At 63.8% G+C, this 19,573-nt stretch carries 21 protein-coding genes; 12 read left to right on the top strand and 9 right to left on the bottom strand.

Annotation, left to right across the window (positions count from 1 at the left end; all coding sequences use genetic code 11):
* Positions 1-4 precede the first annotated feature (4 nt).
* Positions 5-739 carry a biotin/lipoate--protein ligase family protein gene (locus V1290_RS31720; protein ID WP_334369235.1) on the bottom strand — a complete coding sequence of 245 codons (735 nt, stop codon included), beginning with the start codon at positions 737-739 and terminating at the stop codon, positions 5-7.
* Between the two features lie 207 nt (positions 740-946).
* Between V1290_RS31720 and V1290_RS31715 the strand changes: the two genes are divergently transcribed.
* Together V1290_RS31715 and V1290_RS31710 are read left to right on the top strand one after the other, a co-directional pair.
* Complete coding sequence (locus tag V1290_RS31715) at positions 947-2,986, top strand: 4Fe-4S binding protein (RefSeq protein WP_334368002.1); 2,040 nt, start codon at positions 947-949, stop codon at positions 2,984-2,986.
* Positions 2,987-2,993: 7 nt separating this feature from the next.
* Positions 2,994-3,845 (top strand): Mrp/NBP35 family ATP-binding protein, encoded by an 852-nt coding sequence (locus V1290_RS31710; protein WP_442893723.1) that lies wholly within the window; start codon positions 2,994-2,996, stop codon positions 3,843-3,845.
* 15 nt (positions 3,846-3,860) lie between these two features.
* On the opposite strand, the gene V1290_RS31705 is transcribed toward V1290_RS31710, so the two are convergent.
* The 3 genes from V1290_RS31705 to V1290_RS31695 form a co-directional block, all read right to left on the bottom strand.
* Complete coding sequence (locus V1290_RS31705) at positions 3,861-4,094, bottom strand: hypothetical protein (protein WP_334368001.1); 234 nt, start codon at positions 4,092-4,094, stop codon at positions 3,861-3,863.
* 117 nt (positions 4,095-4,211) lie between these two features.
* A complete protein-coding gene (locus V1290_RS31700; RefSeq protein WP_334368000.1) occupies positions 4,212-5,237 on the bottom strand; it encodes a histone deacetylase family protein in 1,026 nt (341 codons plus the stop codon).
* Complete coding sequence (locus tag V1290_RS31695) at positions 5,234-5,971, bottom strand: GntR family transcriptional regulator (protein WP_334367999.1); 738 nt, start codon at positions 5,969-5,971, stop codon at positions 5,234-5,236. Before V1290_RS31695 ends, V1290_RS31700 begins: the two co-directional genes overlap by 4 nt.
* Before the next feature lie 127 nt (positions 5,972-6,098).
* On the opposite strand from V1290_RS31695, the gene V1290_RS31690 reads away from it, so the two are divergent.
* From V1290_RS31690 to V1290_RS31660, 7 genes are all read left to right on the top strand, one after another.
* On the top strand, positions 6,099-6,887 hold the full coding sequence (locus tag V1290_RS31690) for a class II aldolase/adducin family protein (protein ID WP_334367998.1): 789 nt from the start codon (positions 6,099-6,101) through the stop codon (positions 6,885-6,887).
* 95 nt (positions 6,888-6,982) lie between these two features.
* Positions 6,983-8,500, top strand: coding sequence for an ABC transporter substrate-binding protein (locus tag V1290_RS31685; protein ID WP_442895091.1), 1,518 nt, complete (start codon positions 6,983-6,985; stop codon positions 8,498-8,500).
* 72 nt (positions 8,501-8,572) lie between these two features.
* The gene (locus tag V1290_RS31680) at positions 8,573-9,544 is read left to right on the top strand and encodes an ABC transporter permease (RefSeq protein WP_334367996.1); all 972 of its coding nucleotides are present in this window, start codon (positions 8,573-8,575) and stop codon (positions 9,542-9,544) included.
* Complete coding sequence (locus V1290_RS31675) at positions 9,541-10,380, top strand: ABC transporter permease (RefSeq protein ID WP_334367995.1); 840 nt, start codon at positions 9,541-9,543, stop codon at positions 10,378-10,380. Before V1290_RS31680 ends, V1290_RS31675 begins: the two co-directional genes overlap by 4 nt.
* 2 nt (positions 10,381-10,382) lie before the next feature.
* A complete protein-coding gene (locus V1290_RS31670; protein WP_334367994.1) occupies positions 10,383-11,990 on the top strand; it encodes an ABC transporter ATP-binding protein in 1,608 nt (535 codons plus the stop codon).
* Positions 11,991-12,005: 15 nt separating this feature from the next.
* Positions 12,006-12,941 (top strand): 2-hydroxyacid dehydrogenase, encoded by a 936-nt coding sequence (locus tag V1290_RS31665; protein WP_334367993.1) that lies wholly within the window; start codon positions 12,006-12,008, stop codon positions 12,939-12,941.
* 112 nt (positions 12,942-13,053) lie between these two features.
* Positions 13,054-13,320: a hypothetical protein gene (locus tag V1290_RS31660; RefSeq protein WP_334367992.1), complete on the top strand. Its 267-nt coding sequence runs from the start codon at positions 13,054-13,056 to the stop codon at positions 13,318-13,320.
* Between the two features lie 10 nt (positions 13,321-13,330).
* On the opposite strand, the gene V1290_RS31655 is transcribed toward V1290_RS31660, so the two are convergent.
* A complete protein-coding gene (locus tag V1290_RS31655) occupies positions 13,331-14,200 on the bottom strand; it encodes an alpha/beta fold hydrolase (protein WP_334367991.1) in 870 nt (289 codons plus the stop codon).
* 29 nt (positions 14,201-14,229) lie between these two features.
* Complete coding sequence (locus V1290_RS31650) at positions 14,230-15,279, bottom strand: hydroxyacid dehydrogenase (RefSeq protein ID WP_334367990.1); 1,050 nt, start codon at positions 15,277-15,279, stop codon at positions 14,230-14,232.
* Between the two features lie 319 nt (positions 15,280-15,598).
* On the opposite strand from V1290_RS31650, the gene V1290_RS31645 reads away from it, so the two are divergent.
* From V1290_RS31645 to V1290_RS31635, 3 genes are all read left to right on the top strand, one after another.
* Entirely contained in the window at positions 15,599-16,153 is a 555-nt protein-coding gene (locus V1290_RS31645; RefSeq protein WP_334367989.1) for a decarboxylase, read from the top strand.
* Positions 16,154-16,161: 8 nt separating this feature from the next.
* A complete protein-coding gene (locus V1290_RS31640) occupies positions 16,162-16,770 on the top strand; it encodes a thiamine pyrophosphate-dependent enzyme (RefSeq protein WP_334367988.1) in 609 nt (202 codons plus the stop codon).
* Positions 16,771-16,845: 75 nt separating this feature from the next.
* The gene (locus V1290_RS31635; RefSeq protein ID WP_334367987.1) at positions 16,846-17,199 is read left to right on the top strand and encodes a VanZ family protein; all 354 of its coding nucleotides are present in this window, start codon (positions 16,846-16,848) and stop codon (positions 17,197-17,199) included.
* A 161-nt stretch (positions 17,200-17,360) separates the two neighbouring features.
* On the opposite strand, the gene V1290_RS31630 is transcribed toward V1290_RS31635, so the two are convergent.
* The 3 genes from V1290_RS31630 to hyi form a co-directional block, all read right to left on the bottom strand.
* The gene (locus V1290_RS31630) at positions 17,361-17,744 is read right to left on the bottom strand and encodes a DUF1236 domain-containing protein (protein ID WP_334367986.1); all 384 of its coding nucleotides are present in this window, start codon (positions 17,742-17,744) and stop codon (positions 17,361-17,363) included.
* Between the two features lie 128 nt (positions 17,745-17,872).
* Positions 17,873-18,760: a 2-hydroxy-3-oxopropionate reductase gene (locus V1290_RS31625; protein WP_334367985.1), complete on the bottom strand. Its 888-nt coding sequence runs from the start codon at positions 18,758-18,760 to the stop codon at positions 17,873-17,875.
* Between the two features lie 27 nt (positions 18,761-18,787).
* A complete protein-coding gene (gene hyi, locus V1290_RS31620) occupies positions 18,788-19,573 on the bottom strand; it encodes a hydroxypyruvate isomerase (protein ID WP_334367984.1) in 786 nt (261 codons plus the stop codon).

Here is a 19,573-nt window from a genome sequence, read left to right as displayed (position 1 = left end):
CGGCTCATCCGAATTTCGGACCGCGCGCCTGCGGATCATACCAATTGGCTCTTGCCAGCGCATCCACAAGGCTGTTCCGCTCCGGCGCTCCGCCGCCGGCCGGCATGCCGACCAGAAGATCGCCGTTGACGTCGATGCCCCTGCGCTCGCCGGCCTTGCCCTTGGGAAGCCGCTCCAGATAGTCCCGCGCGATCGCCTCGAAGCCGCGCTCTTTCCAGCGATCGAACGCGGTCATCAGGTGCCTGGTGAAGCTTTCGATGATCGCATCGGTATCGACCATCTCGAAACCTTCGCTCAGTAGCGACACGCCCGAGGCCGCCTGCACCTCCGGAACATGCGCCATGGCGGCCGCGCGCAGAATCACGCCGAAAACGAGCCAAGACGGTATGTCGTCTTCGGTGCATTCAGCGGGCCAGCCGAGCCGCCCGCCGCCAAGCAATCCCGCGTCAAACCGGATCGCGTCGGGCCAGTCGAAACTGACCTCTCGCTCCGGCGGACAATGAGCCGCAATCGCATCCGCCAGCGCATTCATGCCGGCATAGAACGCCCGCCGCGCCGACCTGAGCGGCTCGTCGGGTTCAAGCACCACCGCGAACTCGACCAGATCGTAGCGGCGCACCCATACCAGCGTTCCGGCCCCCGCCTCCGCCGCGACCTCGCGAGCATGGGCAAAGGCGTCGCCGAGCTCGCGCAACGCGACCAAAGTATAACCGGGTGGCAAATCGAGCGTCTGTTCCATATCTCTTGGACGAACGATCACGAGCGGCTAATCCCTAATTGCTCCACGAGCCGCCTGTGTATGCTATTCCGTGCAAGTTGGCCACGTGAGCGGCCTCGATATCTATCTCGATATCTATATCTTGCAGATATCCGTCCGAGCGGTTACCGCAGAACCGTAGGATGAAGCAACAACCCGCTTGATGCTCCGGGTTCAAGGTATTTCAAAATGAGTGCGGCGACGTCGCGCCTCCTGATTTGCAGTTGCGAGAAGACCATGCCGCTCGATGCGGATGCGATCGGCCGTGGCTGCGCGAGCAAGATCACGCAGGCAAATCAGCTCTGCGGGCTCGAACTCGACCGCTTCAAGGAGGCGCTCGCCGAGGGCGCGCCGATTACGGTTGCCTGCACCCAGGAAGCGCCGCTGTTTCGGGAAGTGGCGGAGAACACCCCGCAAGCCCAGCTCAACTTCGTCAACATCCGCGAGACCGGCGGCTGGTCGAAGGACGCCGCGGCAGCCGGTCCGAAAGCAGCCGCGCTGATTGCTGCGGCGGGCGAAGAAATGCCCCCGCTCTCGCTGGTGACGCTCGAGAGTAGCGGCGTTGCACTGATCTACGGCCGCGACGAAATCGCCATCGAGGCGGCGCAGCGTCTCGCCGATCGTTTGGACATTACGGTGCTTCTAACCAAGCCTAGCGATGTGATCCCACGCCGCACCAACGAATTTCCCGTGCTCAAAGGCACGATCCGCAACGCCCGCGGCCATCTCGGCCAGTTCGAGCTTTCGATCGACGACTACGCACTGCCATCCCCCTCTTCGCGAGCCAAGCTCGTGTTCGGGCCGTCGCGCAATGGCGCGACCTCGACCTGCGATCTGATCCTCGATCTCTCCGGTGGCGCACCGCTGTTCCCCGCGCATGAACTGCGTCCCGGCTATCTGCGCGCCGACCCGCGCGACAAGGCCGCCGTCGAGCGCGCGATCGCAGATGCCGGCGGCCTGGTCGGCACCTTCGACAAGCCGCGCTTTGTCAATTTCGAGCCGTCGCTCTGCGCGCATTCGCGCTCGTCCATTACCGGATGCACGCGCTGTCTTGACCTCTGTCCGACCGGTGCGATCACGCCGAACGGGAACGCCGTCGCAATCGACGCCAATGTCTGCGCCGGCTGCGGCTCCTGCGCTTCCGTATGTCCGACCGGCGCGGCGTCTTATGCATTGCCGAGCGCGGACGCGCTGATGCGGCGGCTGCGCACGCTGCTGCAGACTTACCGCAAGGCCGGCGGCAGCGATGCCGTGGTCTTGTTTCATGACGGCGAGCATGGCGAGGACATCATCGATGCCCTGGCGCGGTTCGGCGATGGCTTGCCGGCCGACGTACTGCCGCTGCGCGTCAACGAAGTAACGCAGGTCGGACCGGAGATCATCGCGTCCGTCTTCGCCTATGGCGGTAGCGGCGTCGCGCTGCTGACGCGCGCAAAACCTCGCCACGATATCACGGCACTTCGCCGCGCGGTCGAGACGTCGGATCGAATCGTTAGCGCACTCGGCTTCGGCGCCGGCATCATCCAGATCATCGAGACGGACGATCCGGATCAACTGCGCGCCATGCTGGATGCTGCCCCCCGCGGGATAGCAACGCAAAAGCCGGCCGGCTTTGTGCCGCGCGGGGCGAAACGCGGCGTGCTCGAAACGACATTTCGCGAGCTGCACCTGGCCGCGCCCACGCCCGTCGAGGTCGTGCCGCTGGCGCCGGGCGCTCCCTTCGGCACCGTGAACCTGAATGTCGACGGCTGCACGCTCTGCCATGCCTGCGTCACCGCCTGCCCGACTGGCGCGCTATCAGATAACCCTGATCGCGCGATGCTGCGCTTTACCGAAAGCCTCTGCGTGCAGTGCGGGCTCTGCCAATCCACCTGCCCGGAAAAGGTCATCAGCATCGAACCGCGTCTCGACTTCCGGGCCTGGAACACGCCGCAGCGCGTGCTGAAAGAGGAAGAGCCGTTCAACTGCATCGCCTGCGGCAAACCATTCGGCACCAAGAGCTCGATCGATCGCGTGCTGGCCAAGCTCGGCGGCGAGAGGCACTGGATGTTCCAGGGCGCCAACGCGAAGCGCCTTGACGTTATCAAGATGTGCGCGGATTGCCGCGTCGAAGCGGTGGTGAACGAGAGTTTCGACCCGCATGCGGTGCCGCAACGCCCGCCGGTCATGTCGACGGAAGATTATCTGCGCGCGCGCGAAGTGAAGAAGGACGATCCGCTTGGATCGTGAGCCGCCAGTGTCCGCCACCTCTTCAGATCTCAAGGCCCGCGCGACGTCAAAGGCCGCCGGCATTCCCGGCGTCAAGCACGTCATCGCCGTCGCCTCCGGCAAGGGCGGCGTCGGCAAATCCACCACCTCGTGCAATCTCGCGCTCGGCTTCGCGGCGCTCGGACTGAAGACCGGCATTCTCGATGCCGACATCTACGGTCCGTCGCAACAAAAACTGTTCGGACTGCGCGGCAAGCCGCGCCAACTCGGCCCGCGCATGCTGGAGCCGCTGGAGCGGTTCGGCGTCAAGGTGATGTCGATCGGCTTTCTGGTCGAGGAAGACAACGCCATGATCTGGCGCGGGCCGATGGTGATCTCGGCGATCACGCAGATGCTGCGCGAAGTCGCATGGGGCGACCTCGATATCCTCGTCGTCGACCTGCCGCCCGGCACCGGCGACGCGCAGCTCACCATGGCGCAACAGGCGCCGCTCGCCGGCGCGATCATCGTCTCGACGCCACAGGACCTCGCGCTGATCGACGCGCGGCGCGGCATCGCCATGTTTCAGAAGGTGAGCATTCCGATCCTGGGCCTGATCGAGAACATGTCGAGCTTCTGCTGCCCGACCTGCAACCACGTCACGCCGATCTTCGGCCACGGCGGCGCGCGAGCGGAAGCCGAACGCCGCGGCGTTCCCTATCTCGGCGAGATACCGCTGGATATGCAGATTCGCCAGACCTCCGACGATGGCCGACCGATCGTCGCCGTCGAGCCCGACGGCGTTCACGCCAAGCAATATGTGAGTATTGCGCGTGAAGTCTGGACCGCGATCGTAACCGGCGCGGCGCACCGGCCACCGCCGCGCATCGTCATCGAATAGTCGCAGCCCGGCAGCTCACGGGCTCATAAAGATCGCGTCGATCCGCTCTGCGCCGCCAGCAAAGCCGAGCGCATGCAATTCGTCGCGATATAGGTCGACCATGAGAATCGACAGCACCACGAAAAGAACGGTGGCAACCAACACCAGAAGGCGCGAGACAGATGCATCGGTTGCCTCGCGTTGCGCGGCCGTCCGATCCCGAGATCTGCTCCAGAGCGGTGCCATGAGAGCCAGCAAGGCATAGAGCATTGCGATCTCTCCTCTCTGCGTCGCGCTTCCGAAGCGTAAACCGGCCGCAGGCCAATGTCGATAATTGTCTCTGTCACCTCTCAGGGTGACGGATTACATCGACAACTTCATCACGCCCTAACGCGCCTCCTCGAAGCCGCCGAGCACAGCGGTGAGATTGGCGCCGAGAATATCCGAGAGATAACCGCCTTCCTGGACGAAAACCGTCGGCAGGCCGAGCCGCGCGATCGCGGCGCCGATGCGGCGGAAGCCGGCGGTGGTCACCGCAAGACCGGCGAGCGGATCGTGCTCGGAGGCATCGAGGCCGAGGGCCACCACCAGCGCGCCGGGCGCAAACGCGCGGATGGTTTTTTCGGCGTCGCCGAGCGCCTTGATGTAATCGTCATCCCCGGTGCCCTTCGGCAGCGGGATGTTCAGATTAGCGCCGAGGCCCGGACCGGCACCGCGCTCATGCGCATATCCCCACACGAAGGGATAGAAGAAGACGGGGTCGGCATGGATCGACACCGTCAACACGTCGGAGCGCTCGTAGAAGATGCCCTGCGTGCCGTTGCCGTGATGCACGTCGACATCGAGGATTGCGACGCGCTCATGCTGCAGCCGAAGCTGCGCCGCTGCCACCGCGCTGTTGTTGAAGAAACAGAAGCCGCCCGACATGTCGGCATAGGCGTGATGGCCCGGCGGCCGGCACAGCGCATAGACAGCGTCTTCGCTGTCCATGACGAGTTGCGCCGCGGTCGTGGCAACATCGGTGGCGGCACAAGCGGCGGCGTAAGTGCCCTTGCCGATCGGAGCTGCCGTATCCGCCGCGTGCCAGCCGAGGCGGCCGACGATATGGGTTGGGTATGTGGCGCCGTAGCGAACCGGGTGGATGTTGGCGATCATCTCCGAGCCGGAATCGCCGAGCGCAACCCAGGCGTCCCAGGCTTCCTCCAGAAAACGCAGGTATTCCGCGCTGTGAACGCGCGCCCGCGGCCCCTGGCCGAACACCGTCGGCTCGACGAGGCTGTGCTTGCCGGCCTTAAGCCCCGCCAGCAACCGGTCGGCACGCTCGGGCTGCTCGGTGGTGCGTTTGATGACGCCCCGCACCAGGAAGAATTGCGGATCGTGGCTTCGATGCAGTTCGGTGTAGACGGCCTTCACACGGACACTCCGTTGGTTGGAAACAGGATGCTGCTCGGCTCAGTGGGATTGCCGAGCGGCGGCGTGAGCTCTCGCACCAGCCTGCCGACTTCGCGCCAGGCGTGACCGATATGGTAGTCGACATGCGCCGTGATGCGCTCGGGATGACCGGCTTCGATCGCCGCCAGCAGCGGCTCGTGGGTCCTCGCGATCTCGTGCGGGTCGTCATAGAGGCGGCCGATCAGGCCGATGACCATGCGCAGCTCTGCTGCGAGATCATCGAACAGCCGCAGCAGGCGGCGGTTATCCGCGATTTCAAAAATCAGCCGGTGAAAGCGATAATCCTCTTCCACCTGCCGGGCGGGATCGTCGAGATCGGCGGTCCGGTGCAGAACATCGATTTGCCGGCGCAACATATCTCGCGACTCCGGAGAGAGGCGCTTCGCCGCCAGCACGCTGGCATGGCGTTCGATGCACAGACGCAGATCGTAGATCTCGTCGATGTTTCTGATTTCGAGCTTGCGGACGAAAAAGCCGCGGCGCGGGCTCGCGACCAGCAGCCCCTGTTTCTCCAGAAGGCGCGCCGCTTCGCGCACCGGCGCGCGGCTGACGCCTAATTCCCGGGCAACCCCTGCCTCCACCACCTTGGAACCAGGAGGCAGCCGCCCCTGAACGATGGCCTGCATCAAAATTCTAGCGATCTGGCCGACCAGATCGCTGTCCGCAAGTGCCGGTAATCCAACCGGAAGAGACATAGGCCGCATCGGCTAAACCCGCGCCAGTCCGTGGTTATTTTTTAATCGTCGATTGTCGACACTTTAATCTTGCCCAGATGCTGCGCCGCACGCAAGCTGAAAAAGTTGAAAAATGGATAAGGCGGAAATGACAAGCGCAGCCCACCACACCGCGAAGGCCTGGCCGGCGGTAGATGACCAGACCCTGCAAATCCGGATCGACCTCGCGGCGGCCTACCGGCTGATTCACCGGCTCGGTCTCGACGACAGCATCTACACCCACATCTCCGTCCGCCTTCCGGGCCGGCAAGACCGCTTTCTCATCAACCCCTACGGCCTGCGTTTCGAGGAAGTGACGGCGTCCAACCTGGTGACGGTCGATCTCGACGGGAACGTCATCGATGACCCCATGGAGCTCGGCATCAACCCGGCAGGCTTTACGATTCACAGTGCGATCCACTCCGCGCGGCATGATGCGATCTGCGTCCTGCACACGCACACGGTTGCGGGCATCGCCGTTGCCTGCCAGAAGCAGGGGCTGCTGCCGCTTAATCAATGGTCGCTGCAGTTTACTGATTGCCTCGCCTATCACGACTATGAAGGCATCGCGCTCGATCTCGACGAGCGATCGCGCCTGGTCGCCGATCTCGGCGACAAGTTCGTAATGGTGTTGCGCAATCACGGCCTGCTGACCTGCGGGCGCTCCGTCGCCGAGGCCTTCAAGCTGATGCACAATCTGGAGCGCTCCTGCCGCGCCCAACTGGCAATCCAGTCATCGGGCGCTGAGATCATCGAGCTATCCGCAGCCGTCGCCCGCAAGACGGCCGGCCAATACGCAAGCTTCTACGACGCGATCGAAACAAATGGCGTGCCCGACAACGAATGGGCGGCCTTCAAGCGGATGCTCGAGCGGACCGATCCCGACTTTGCCAACTGACAGACCCGCCCTCGCCGAAGTGAGAGCGCCAAAAACCCTTTCTTGAAACGAGGTTTGCGATGTCCAAGCGTAAGATTTTGGTGAGCTTTGCTGCGATGTGCATGCTGAGCACCGCGGCGGCGGCCGAGGGGCCGAAAGCAGGCGGCGTGATCAACGCCGTGATCCAGCCTGAGCCGCCAAGCCTGATGATGGGTCTGGTGCAGAACGGCCCGACGCAGATGGTGGCCGGCAATGTCTACGAAGGCCTGCTCCGCTACAGCCCCAAGCTCGATCCCCTGCCCGGCCTCGCCGAAAGCTGGTCGGTCAGCGAGGACGGCAAGGTCTACACGTTCAAGCTCGTGAAGGGCGTGACCTGGCATGACGGCAAGCCGTTCACCTCGGCCGACGTGCTGTTCTCGATCGAGTTCCTGAAGCAGACGCACGCGCGCGCACGCGGCAATCTTGCGCAACTCGAAAAAGTGGAAGCGCCGGACGAATCCACCGTCGTCTTCACCCTGAAGCAGCCGTTCGGCCCGTTCATCGGCATCTTCGAAGTCGGCTCGCTGCCGATGATCCCGAAGCACCTCTATGAAGGCACCGATTTCAAGACCAATCCGGCCAACAACACCCCCGTCGGCACCGGCCCCTTCATGTTTAGGGAATGGCAGAAGGGCTCGTTCATCCGCCTCGTCAAGAATCCGAGCTACCACGTCAAGGGCAAGCCCAACATCGACGAGATCTACTGGCACGTGATTCCGGACGCCGCCGCACGTTCGGTCGCTTACGAGACCGGCAAGGTCGACGTGCTGCCGGGCGGCTCGGTGGAGAATTTCGACGTGCCGCGCTTGAGCAAGTTGAAGAACACTTGCGTCACCGGCGCCGGCTGGGAATTCTTCAGCCCGCATTCCTGGCTCTGGCTCAACAACCGCTCCGGCCCCACCGCGAACAAGAAATTCCGCCAGGCGCTAATGTTTGCGATCGATCGCAACATGGCCAAGGACGTGGTCTGGAACGGCCTCGGCAAGATCGCGACCGGTCCGTCGGGCTCGGCGATCAAGTACTACACCAACGCGGTGCCGAAATACGACTACGATCCGGCCAAGGCGAAGGCCCTGCTCAAGGAAGCCGGCTACAAGGGTGAGAAGGTTCGCATGCTGCCCCTGCCCTATGGCGAGACGTGGCAGCGCTGGGCCGAGATGGTCCGCCAGAACCTGCAGGACGTCGGGATCAACGTCGAGATGATCGCGACCGACGTCCCCGGCTGGAACCAGAAAGTCTCCGAGTGGGACTACGATATCGCGTTCACTTATCTCTACCAGTACGGCGATCCCGCGCTCGGCGTTGGCCGCAACTATGTCTCGAGCCAGATCGCCAAGGGGTCGCCGTTCAACAATGTCGAAGGCTATTCGAACCCCGAGATCGACAAGCTGTTCGCCGACGGCGCGGTCGCCTTCCCCGACGCGGCGCGCGAGGAGATTTACGCCAAGGCGCAGAAGATCCTCGTCGAGGACGTGCCGGTGGCATGGATGCTCGAACTGCAATTTCCGACCATCACCCGCTGCAGCGTCAAGAACCTGATCACGACCGGCATCGGCGTCAACGACGGTTTCCGCGACGCCTGGATCGAGAAGTAATCGCCGCCTCATCGGGTGTCAGGGTTCAATCCTGACGCCCGAACACCGCGTCTCCAACGCCAGCGACAGCCCATGATCTCCTTCATCGCCCAGCGGATCGCGAAAGCTATCGTCGTTCTTCTCGCGCTTGTCGTCATGAACTTCTTCCTGATCCGGATGGCGCCGGGCGATCCGGCGGTGGTGATGGCGGGCGAAGCCGGCGCGGGCGACCAGCTCTTCATCGCCCAGCTCCGCGAGAAGTTCGGCCTCGATCAGCCGCTACCGGTGCAACTATTTCTCTATGTCAAGGGCATCGTCAGCCTCGATCTCGGATTTTCGTTCCGCCAGCAGATGCCGGTCTCGAAGCTGATCCTCGATCGCCTGCCGGCGACGCTGTTGCTGACGGGCACCGCGTTCGCGATCTCGCTCGCGTTCGGCATCCTGTTCGGCGCATTGGCGGCGCGCTTTGCCGGCACCTGGGCCGACACCGCGATTACGATCGCGGCGCTGATCTTCTACGCCACGCCGCTGTTCTGGGTCGCGTTGATGGCGATTCTGTTGTTTTCGGTCACGATGGATTGGCTGCCGAGTTTTGGTTATGAGACGGTCGGCGCAGGCTACACCGGCCTTGCGCATGTCCTCGACGTCGCCGCCCATCTGATCCTGCCGGCGACGACGATCGGGCTGTTCTTCATGGCGACCTACGTCCGCATGACGCGCGCCTCGATGCTGGAGGTTAGCCGGCTCGACTTCGTCAAGACCGCGCGCGCCAAGGGACTGTCGGATGCCGTGATCCAGCGCCGTCACGTGCTGCGCAACGCGCTGTTGCCGGTCGTCACCCTGGCCGGCCTGCAGGCTGGCACTCTGGTCGGCGGCGCCGTACTGACTGAAACCGTGTTCGCCTGGCCCGGCATCGGCCGCCTGATGTACGAGGCGCTGCTGCAGCGCGACTATAATCTGTTGCTCGGCGTCTTCGTCGTCTGCTCGGCCATGGTGCTGGCCTTCAACCTGATCACGGACCTCGTCTATCGCTCCGTCGATCCCCGCATCGAGTTCGCCGCATGAAACAGGTTTCGCGAATGCTGTTGCGCAATCCCGGCGGCATGATCGGCATCACGATCCTCATCGTTGCGGTGACTGTCGCCCTGATTGGCCCGCTGCTGTTTCCGACCTCGCCGTGGCGCATGGTGCAGCGGCCGTTCCTGCCGCCGTTCACGCTGGCCAACTTTCCGCTCGGCACCGATGCGCTCGGCCGCGACGTGATGGCCGGCATCATCTACGGTGCGCGCGTCTCGCTGCTGGTCGGACTGATCTCGACGCTGGCCTCGCTCGCGGTCGGCATTCCGCTCGGCGCGATGGCCGGATATTTCGGCGGCAAGATCGACGATGCCCTGATGCGGTTCACCGAGTTCTTCCAGACCGTTCCGAGCTTTGCGCTGGCGATCGTGCTCGTCGCGATCATGCAACCGTCCATCGTCTCGATCGTGGCCGCCATTGCCATCGTGAGCTGGCCGCCGGTGGCACGGCTGGTGCGCGGCGAGGTGCTGTCGTTGCGCACGCGCGAATACGTCCAGGCGGCGGTCGTGACCGGCCAGACCAACTGGTGGATCATCTGGCGCGAGATCCTGCCCAACGCGCTGTCGCCCGTCATCGTGCTGGCTTCGCTGATGGTCGCGACCGCGATCCTGCTCGAGTCCTCGCTCTCCTTTCTCGGTCTCGGCGACCCCAACCTGATGTCGTGGGGCTACATGGTCGGCGCCGGCCGCACCGTGATCCGTCAGGCCTGGTGGATCACGGTATTCCCCGGCATCGCCATTCTGGTTTCGGTGCTGGCGCTGAACCTGATCGGCGAAGGCCTCAACGACGCGCTCAACCCTCGCCTCGCCAAGGGAGGACGCTGAGCATGACCCTCGTCGTCAAGAACTTGAAGCTGGCGCTGCCGCCGGGCGGTGACCGTGCCCACGCCGTGGACGACGTTTCGTTCGATCTCACCGCCGGAAAAATCCTCTGCGTGGTCGGTGAATCCGGCTCCGGCAAATCGATGTGCGCCCACGCGCTGATGGGGCTGCTGCCGGATACGTTGACGGCAGAATCCGGAGAGATTCTGTTCGAGGGAAGGAACCTCTTGTCGCTCAGCCGGGCGGAATGGCTGGCGTTCCGCGGCCGCGGCATCGCGATGGTGTTCCAGGAGCCGATGACGGCGCTCAATCCATTGATGCGCATCGGCGAGCAGATCGCCGAGATGTTCGAGGCGCATGGCCTACTGACGCCGAAGGAGCGGCAGCAGAAAGCCCTCGCCTTGATCCGCGAAGTCGGCCTTCCCGATCCCGAGCGCGCGGTGCGCGCCTATCCCCATCAACTGTCCGGCGGCCAGCGCCAGCGGGCCATGATTGCCATGGCATTGGCACTAGAGCCGGCCGTGCTGGTGGCCGACGAACCGACGACGGCGCTCGACGTCACGACGCAGGCGCAGATCCTCAAGCTGATCCGCGACCTGCAGCGCCGCCGCAACATGGCCGTCATGTTCATCACCCATGATTTTGGCGTCGTCGCCGAGATTGCCGATCGCGTGGTCGTGCTTCAGCACGGCAAGGTCGTCGAACAGGGCGCTGCCGACGACGTGCTGCTCCGCGCGCAACATCCCTATACCCGCGCATTGCTCGCCGCCGTTCCAACCCTGCAGCCGCCGCAGCGGACGCCCCTGCCCGATCGCAATAAGGCGGTGGAAGTGATCGGGCTCGGCAAGACCTATGTCAGCGGCGGCGGATGGTTCCGCGCCGAACGGCGCGTAGAGGCGGCAAAAGAAGTCAGCTTCGACATCGTCCGCGGCGAGACACTCGGCCTAGTCGGCGAATCCGGTTCTGGAAAATCCTCGGTGGCGCGGCTCGTGATGCGCCTGATCGAGCCCGACGCCGGCACCGTCCGCATCGGCGATGTCGATCTCACCCGCATCAGCGGCAAGGCGCTGCGCGAGCAGCGCCGCCGCATCCAGATGGTGTTTCAGGATCCGTTCGCCTCGCTCAATCCGCGCCGGAAAGTCGGCAACATCATCACGGATGGGCCGATTGCGCATGGCGTCGATCCGGCGGCCGCGCGAAAACGTGCCGGTGAACTGCTTGGCCTCGTCGGCCTCAACGCCGGCGCGATGGAACGATTTCCGCATGAGTTCTCCGGCGGGCAACGCCAGCGCATTGGAATCGCGCGGGCGCTGGCGCTCGACCCGGAAATCCTTGTCGCCGACGAAGCGGTCTCCGCGCTCGACGTATCGGTGCAGGCCCAGGTGCTGGACCTGCTGGAGGATTTGAAGGCCCGGCTCGGTCTGTCGATGCTGTTCATCACCCACGATTTGCGCGTGGCCGCGCAGATTTGTGACCGCATCGCCGTAATGCAGCATGGCGCGATCGTCGAACTCAAATCCGCGTCGCTGCTGTTCGCGGCCCCCGAGCACACCTACACGCGCGAACTGCTCTCGGCGGTGCCTGGCCAGACGTCATCGTCCAAGGCGGCATGAACGGGGCCACGAACGATGCGCTGCGTCCTGGTTAGCAAGAGCCTCGATCTTCGCGGCTATCTCGGCCCGCAATTCATGCGCGCCGCCGACCGTATCGAAATCATCAGCCATCCGCACGAGGGACCGGCAACTGACATCCGGCTGGCGGTGGCCTGGCATCCTCCGGATGACGCATTCGAACGCTATCCCAATCTGCAGGCCGTCTGCTCGATCGGCGCCGGCGTCGACAACATTTTGGCGTGTCCCAGCCTGCGCCCCGATGTCGACGTTATCCGTGTCGTCGACCCGGCGCAGGCGCAGATGATGTCGGGCTTTGTTGCCTGGCACGTGATCGGGCATCAGCGGCGCTTTGCGACCTATCAGGCGCAGCAGCGCGAGGAACGCTGGCAGCGCCTCGGCCAGCGCCGGGCGCAGGACGTGCCGGTCGGCATTTTGGGCTTTGGCGAAATCGGCCGCCGTGTCGCTGCCGATCTTGCCTTGCTTGGCTTCCCTGTCATGGCGTGGAGCCGGACCGCGAAGCCGACGCCGCAGGGCATCCGCGGCTTCGACGGCGCCGCGGGCCTCGAAGCCATGCTCGGCCAGACCGAGGTCCTCGTGAACCTGCTGCCACTGACGCCGGAGACAAAAGGCATTCTCAACCGCACGACATTCGCCCGAATGTATCGCGGCGGCTACCTGATCCAGGTCGGCCGCGGCGAACATCTGGTCGAGGCCGATCTGCTTGCCGCGCTGGAGGAAGGGCAATTGGCCGGCGCTGCGCTCGACGTCTTCGCAACCGAGCCACTGGCGCCGCGGCATCCGTTCTGGCGGCATCCTCGCATCGTCGTCACGCCACACGATGCCTGCGAGGTGAGCGTGGAAGCGATCGGCGCAACGTTTCGCGCGACGGCGGAAGCGATACGGGCCGGCCGCCGGCCGCCGCACTCGATCGACCGTGAACGGGGCTATTGAGGACCTGCTCGTCCAGCGCCTCGATCAGGCGCTGACAGCGTTAGACGTGATTTCGGAGCAGTGAAGGACGCCCGCGCCTCACGCGCCGGCGGACGGCAGGCTGGCGGCGGCAATGGCCACGATCTGGGAAAGCCGGCGCCCGATCCGGGAGGAGGCGCTGCTCAGCAATGAACGAACCTGTCGCATCTCTTCATCTTCCATGTGCGCCGGGGGCAAGGCGCACGGGGAAAATGGTCTCAAGCCGCGAACTAGTCGAGATGTCGGGGAAAATAGCAACGCCCGCTTCGTCGGGAGGCCGCCCGGCAGTGGAATCATTGCCGCGATCGACCCGCCGGCGGATGAAATTTTCTCCGCGGATTCTGACCTCAGAGCCCGGTGATTCCGCTATCTTACCGTGCTTGAGCCGGCTGCGGCGCATCAAGAAACCGTCGCAGCGACGCCAGAACCACATCGAGCCGATCATGATGAAGCCAGTGCCCAGCGCCCGCGATCTTCTGCAGTTCGGCGCTATTGAAATGCGCGAGCAGGCCGGCGGGATCGGGGAGAAAACTTTCATCGCCCCACATCAACAGGGTCGGACAGGTGATGCGTGACCACAGGGCGGCATAGTTGTCTGGCGAAAGCCGGTATGGTGCCCTCGCCCGCTGATAATGATCGAACTTCCAGCGATAGAGGCCGTCGGAGCCCTGGCGAACACCGTGGCGGGCAAGATGCAGCGCCAGTGTCGGCGTCAGCCGCTTGTTGCGCGCGGACAACCGCTGCGCCGCCTCCTCGACCGTCCGGAACGCGCTCGGTTGATACTCCGCGATACGGTCGAGCTGGTCGATCCATCGCGACATCTGCTCGTGGATCGGCGCAGCCTGCGAGCCCGACAGGAAAGCACCGTCCAGCACCACCAGACGCGAGACCCTCTCTGGATAGGTACCGGCAAAGGCCAATGCGACCATGCCGCCCATCGAGTGGCCGACAAACGCCGCGTCCTGCAGCCCCGCAAAGCGCATCAGCCGGGTCATGTCATAGACGTTGTCAGTCAGGCTGTAGCTACTTCCCTTCGCCCATTCGGAATCGCCGTGCCCGCGCAGGTCCGGCGCCATGATATGGAAATGCGGCTGCAGGTCCCGCGCTATCGCATCCCAGTTGCGGCAATGATCGAGCCCGCCATGGACCAGGATCAAGGGCGGCGCGGCTTCGTTGCCCCAGTCGACATAATGCAACCGCAGCCCCTGCGACTCGTAAAAGCGATCTGCCGGCTCGGCCATCGTGGATCTTCCCTCGCGGAGGTGATGGCCTATTTCGGCGCGAACCCGAACGTCCGTTCGAAGCGCTTGGCGTAGTCGGGCCACACCTCGGGATTGACGATGCGCGGCGGCCGCCTGCCGTCGAGCGCATCGAGAATCTGTTCGGCGGCGATCCGGCCCATATTGATGCGCGCTTCCTTGGTCACTCCGGCCGTGTGCGGGCTCGCCAGCACATTGTCGAACTGCAGCAGCGGGTGCTCCGGCGGCGGCGGCTCCTTGTCCCATACATCGAGGCCGGCTCCCGCAATGCGTTTGTCGCGCAACGCCTCGTATAGCGCCTCCTCATCGTGAATGAAGCCGCGCGCCGTGGTGATGAAGAAGGCGTGCGGTTGCATCAGCGCGAACTCGCGGGCGCCGATCATGCGGCGATTCTCCTTGGTCAGGGGGCAGGAGATCGACACGAAATCCGAACGGCGCATCAGATCGTGAAGCTCGACCTTTTCGCCGCCGCGGGCGGCGATTTCTTCCGCGGTCAGATAGGGATCGTAAGCGATCACCTTCATATGCAGCAGGCCGTTGCAGAGCTCGGCGATACGGCGGCCGACATTGCCGATCCCGACGATGCCGACCGTCTTGCCTTGCACCTCGTTGCCGATCAGCGCGTTACGGTTGACGTTGGCCTGGCGGCGCAGCGCGCGGTCGGATTCGAGGATGCGCTTGGACAGCGTCAGCATCATCCCCAGCGCATGTTCGGCGACCGAATTGGCGTTGCCGCCGGACTGGTTGACGACGAGCACGCCGGCCGCCGTGCAGGCGTCGACGTCGACGGGATCGAAGCCCGCGCCGTTCGAGGAGACGATCAGGAGGTTCGGCGCCCGCCGCAACAGATCCTGATCGACATGGAAATGCCTGGCGATCTCGTCGCGCGCCGCGCCGACCTGATAGGCATGCGCCGCCGACAAGATCGGCGCTGCGATCGTATCCGGGCTGTCATTCTCCAGCCGGTCGAGCCGCACGTCAGCACGCGCTTTCATGATATCGACGTAGATCTCGTGGGCGAGGTATTTGACATAGAACACGCGCTTGTTGTTGACGGTCATTTTCCTTGGCAACTTTCGGTTCGGGCGGGGCGTAAAGCTGGTTTGGCGGGAGCCGATCAGGAAACAGGTTTCGGCGGAAGGATGGGCGGCGTCGATGCAACCGGCGCCGCAGCGTCTGCAGCAGTCCGGACATATCCAGCCATGGCCCCCTCCCCGAAATCTTTTCCTATTTATCTCACATCATCGCATGCCGAGTGTAGCGCCGCGCGGCGCAGAGCCGGATACGATCGGGACATGTTGACAATCCCGCCGATGGCGTCAAGTTCGCCGCTCCAGGGATGAGCGCGAACGAAAGACGTCGCGGGCAAAGGAGAGCAAAATGCCGGTTGCAGAGGAAAAAACCTCGCCCGAAACCTCTGAGAAGAGCTGGCACGGTATCGTGCTGCAAAGTCTCAAGCGCAACGACATCCGCCTAATCCCCTACGTGCCCGACCGCGTCCTCACGACGCTGATCAGGAACCTGCACGCCGATCCCTTCTTCACCACCTTCCCCGCGGCACGCGAAGAGGAAGCGGTCGGCATCGTCTCCGGCGCCTGGATGGCCGGCATGCGTGGCGCAGTGCTGATGCAGACTTCGGGATTTGCAACGCTCGCGAACGTGCTGGCGTCGCTGGCCGTGCCCTATCAAATCCCGCTGATCATGTTCGTGTCCGAACGCGGCACGCTCGGCGAATTCAACTACGGCCAGTCGCTGGTGTGCCGCACCATGCGGCCAGTGCTGGACTCGCTCGCGATGGAGCATCACACCATTACCCGACTGGACGAACTGGAATTCATCGTCGACCGCTCGATCAAGCAGGCCATCAGCACGCAGGCGCCGGTGGCGCTGATCCTCTCGCCGCTTCTGACCGGCGGCAAAGTCTTCGACAAGTGAGCGATCTCATGAACAGCGATACCCCTGCCCGCAACACCAAGGTCATGAACCGCTTCGATCTCACCTCGCGGCTGATTGCGAAGTTGAAGAACGAGGAAGCCGTGATCGGCGGCATCGGCAACACCAATTTCGACCTGTGGGCCGCCGGCCACCGGCCGCAGAATTTCTACATGCTCGGCAGCATGGGTCTCGCCTTCCCGATCGCGCTTGGCGTGGCGCTCGCGCAACCGGAACGCCGCGTATTCGCGCTCGAAGGCGACGGCTCGCTGTTGATGCAACTGGGATCGCTCTCGACGATCGCGACATTGGCGCCCAGAAATCTCACCGTGATCGTGATGGACAACGGCATCTACCAGATCACCGGCGCGCAACCGACGCCGGCTGCAGCCGTGGCCGACATCGTCGCCATCGCGGTCGCGAGCGGCCTCGCCAACAGCGCCTGGGCGGCGGACGAGGAGGACTTCGAGCGCCTGATCGAGCGATCCATGTCGGCCGCGGGCCCGGCGTTGATCGGCGTGCGCATCGACGACAAGCCAGGCGTCGGCACTACCCGCCGCGATCCCGTGCAGATCCGGGAGCGCTTCATGCACGGTATGGGCGTACGGGAGCCGCTCTGAAAGGCAATTAACCACAGGCCTTGCCAGTTCACGTGCATGGGATGGCCGGCACGGAAATCGTGCTATGCCATTCCGATGACGATCATCCTTCGACTATTCGCCTGGGGCCTTACCGCGGCAATCGCCTTCGCGACGCTCGGTCCGGCGGAACAACGGCCGCATTCAAACCTCGGGCAGAACGGGGAGCATGCGCTTGCCTTTGTGCTGCTGGGGCTCGCCTTCGGATTGGCCCACACGCGCAACCGGTTGCACACGGCGGCCTTCGTCATCGCTTACACCGGCCTGATCGAAATCCTGCAGTTCTGGGCGCCGGGCCGGCATGCCCGCATGGAGGACTTTGTGGTCGACGCGCTGGCAGCATCCATCGGGCTTGCGGCTGCTATGGTGCTCGACAGGAAGATCAGGCGATCGCGCCATAGCGCATCGTGACAAGAAAAACCCTCGCGGGACGATCGCCCGCGAGGATGGCTCAGTAAGGGCTGCGTTCGTTAGAGCGTTTCCCAGCGAAGTGGACACCGGTTCGCGTCAAGAAAACGCGTTAAAACAAAAATCTAGAGCCCGGTTCTGATTCAATCAGAACCGAAAAGGCTCTAGTCGAGGATCCTCACAACCCTGCGCGTGCGCGGCTCCACGATCACGCGACGATCGTTGACCACCGCATAGCGGTATTCGGTGTATCGCGGCACCGTGCGCAGTTGGACGGTCGGCGGCAATGGCTCGCCCACTACGACATGCTCACGAACCACGACAGAGCGGTCTCGCGGGACCGAATTGATCACGGCGTTCGGAATTTCCACGGCCGCGCCGAGCGCAGCACCCACGGTGCCGCCGACGATCGCGCCGACCGGGCCACCGACTTCAGCGCCCGCGGCGGCGCCATCTGCGGCGCCTTGCGCGGTTGTCGATTGAGCGAATGCCGCGCCAGAGGTCAGCAACGAAGCAGCAATCAGTGAAACTGCCAAACGATTATTCATCACGTGCTCCAGTAAATTGATGATGTGTCTCAACCACGGGAGGCGTACGAAAGTTCCGGTTCCAATGCGGCAGCAAAAAGGGCCGCGCCGAAATTTCGGCGCGGTTCCAGTTACAGGGAGAAAAGAGATCAGGCTTTAGCGATTTCGTGGCTCGCCATCATTTCGAGCGCGCGCACCATTCCCGAATGGTCCCATGCCTTGCCGCCTTGAGCGGTACAGGAGCTGAACAATTGCTGGGCCAGCGCCGTGCTCGGCAAGGAAAGGCCGAGCGCACGCGCGCCTTCCAGCGCCAGGTTGAGATCCTTCTGGTGCAGCTCGATCCGAAAGCCCGGCTCGAAATTGCGCTTCACCATGCGCTCGCCGTGCACTTCGAGAATGCGCGACGATGCGAAGCCGCCCATCAGCGCCTTGCGCACCAGCGCCGGATCCGCGCCGGCCTTCGATGCAAACAACAGCGCCTCGCCGACCGCCTCGATCGTCAGCGCCACGATGATCTGGTTGGCGACCTTGGTGGTCTGCCCGTCGCCATTGGCGCCGACCAGGGTGACGTTCTTGCCCATCTTGTCAAACACGAGCTTCATCGCGTTGAACGCTCGCTCCGGTCCACCGACCATGATGGTGAGGCTCGCCGCCTTGGCGCCGACCTCGCCACCGGAGACCGGTGCGTCGAGATAATCGGCGCCGAGCGCCTCCACCTTCTTGGCAAATTCCTTGGTGGCGAGCGGCGAGATCGAACTCATGTCAACAACGATCTGCCCCTTGGAGAGGCCCTCGGCGACGCCGCCGGGCCCGAACAAGACTGCCTCCACATGCGGCGTGTCAGGCACCATGATGATGACGACGTCGGCCTTCTCGGCGACTTCCTTGCCCGATTTGCAGACCTCGCCGCCGGCCGCAACCAGCTCTGGTGCGATGGGTCCGACATCGTGCAGGAACAGGTGATGGCCGGCGGCCTGCAGATGGCCCGCCATCGGGCGCCCCATGGTGCCGAGGCCGATAAAGCCGATATCGATCATTTCAACTCCCCTTATTTCGTTTCTTGTTCAGGTATCGGCCGTCAGCGCCGCGTGCCAACCAAGGCCCTCGACCGTCGTCGTCCTCGGCTTGTACTCGCAACCGATCCAGCCGCGATAACCAATAGCGTCGAGATGGCGGAACAGGAAGGGATAGTTGATCTCGCCGGTGCCCGGTTCATTGCGGCCGGGATTGTCGGCGAGCTGCACATGGGCGATGCACTGCAGATGCTTTTGCAAACTTCGCGCGATGTCGCCTTCCATCACCTGCATGTGGTAGATGTCGTACTGCACGAACAGATTGCTCGAACGCACATCGGCAATGAGCTGAAGCGCCTGTGCGGTCTTGTTCAGGAAAAAGCCGGGTATGTCGATCGTGTTGATCGGCTCGATCAGGAGCTTGATCTGCTGCTTGGCAAGCGCGTCTGCCGCAAAGCGCAGATTGCCGATCAATGTCTCGTTGAGATCGACCGCATCAGCGCCGTCAGGCGCGATGCCGACGAGGCAATTGAGCTGGCGGCAATCGAGCGCCTTGGCGTAATCGATGGCGCGTCCAACGCCGTCACGAAATTCGTCGACGCGATCGGGCAGGATGGCGATGCCGCGCTCGCCGGCCGCCCAGTTGCCAGCGGGGAGATTGTGCAGCACCTGGGTCAGGCCGTGCTGGTGCAATTGCTCGCGCAGCTCGGCCTTGTCGAAATCATACGGGAATAGATATTCGACCCCGTTAAATCCTGCCGCCTTGGCGGCCGCAAAGCGATCGAGGAACGGCTGCTCGCCGAACAGCATCGTGAGATTGGCGGCAAATTTCGGCAC

This window comes from Bradyrhizobium sp. AZCC 1578 (assembly GCF_036924675.1).
GTDB lineage: Bacteria > Pseudomonadota > Alphaproteobacteria > Rhizobiales > Xanthobacteraceae > Bradyrhizobium.
The sequence above is the reverse complement of the archived record's forward strand: the minus strand, read 5'-3'. Positions and strand labels throughout refer to the sequence as shown.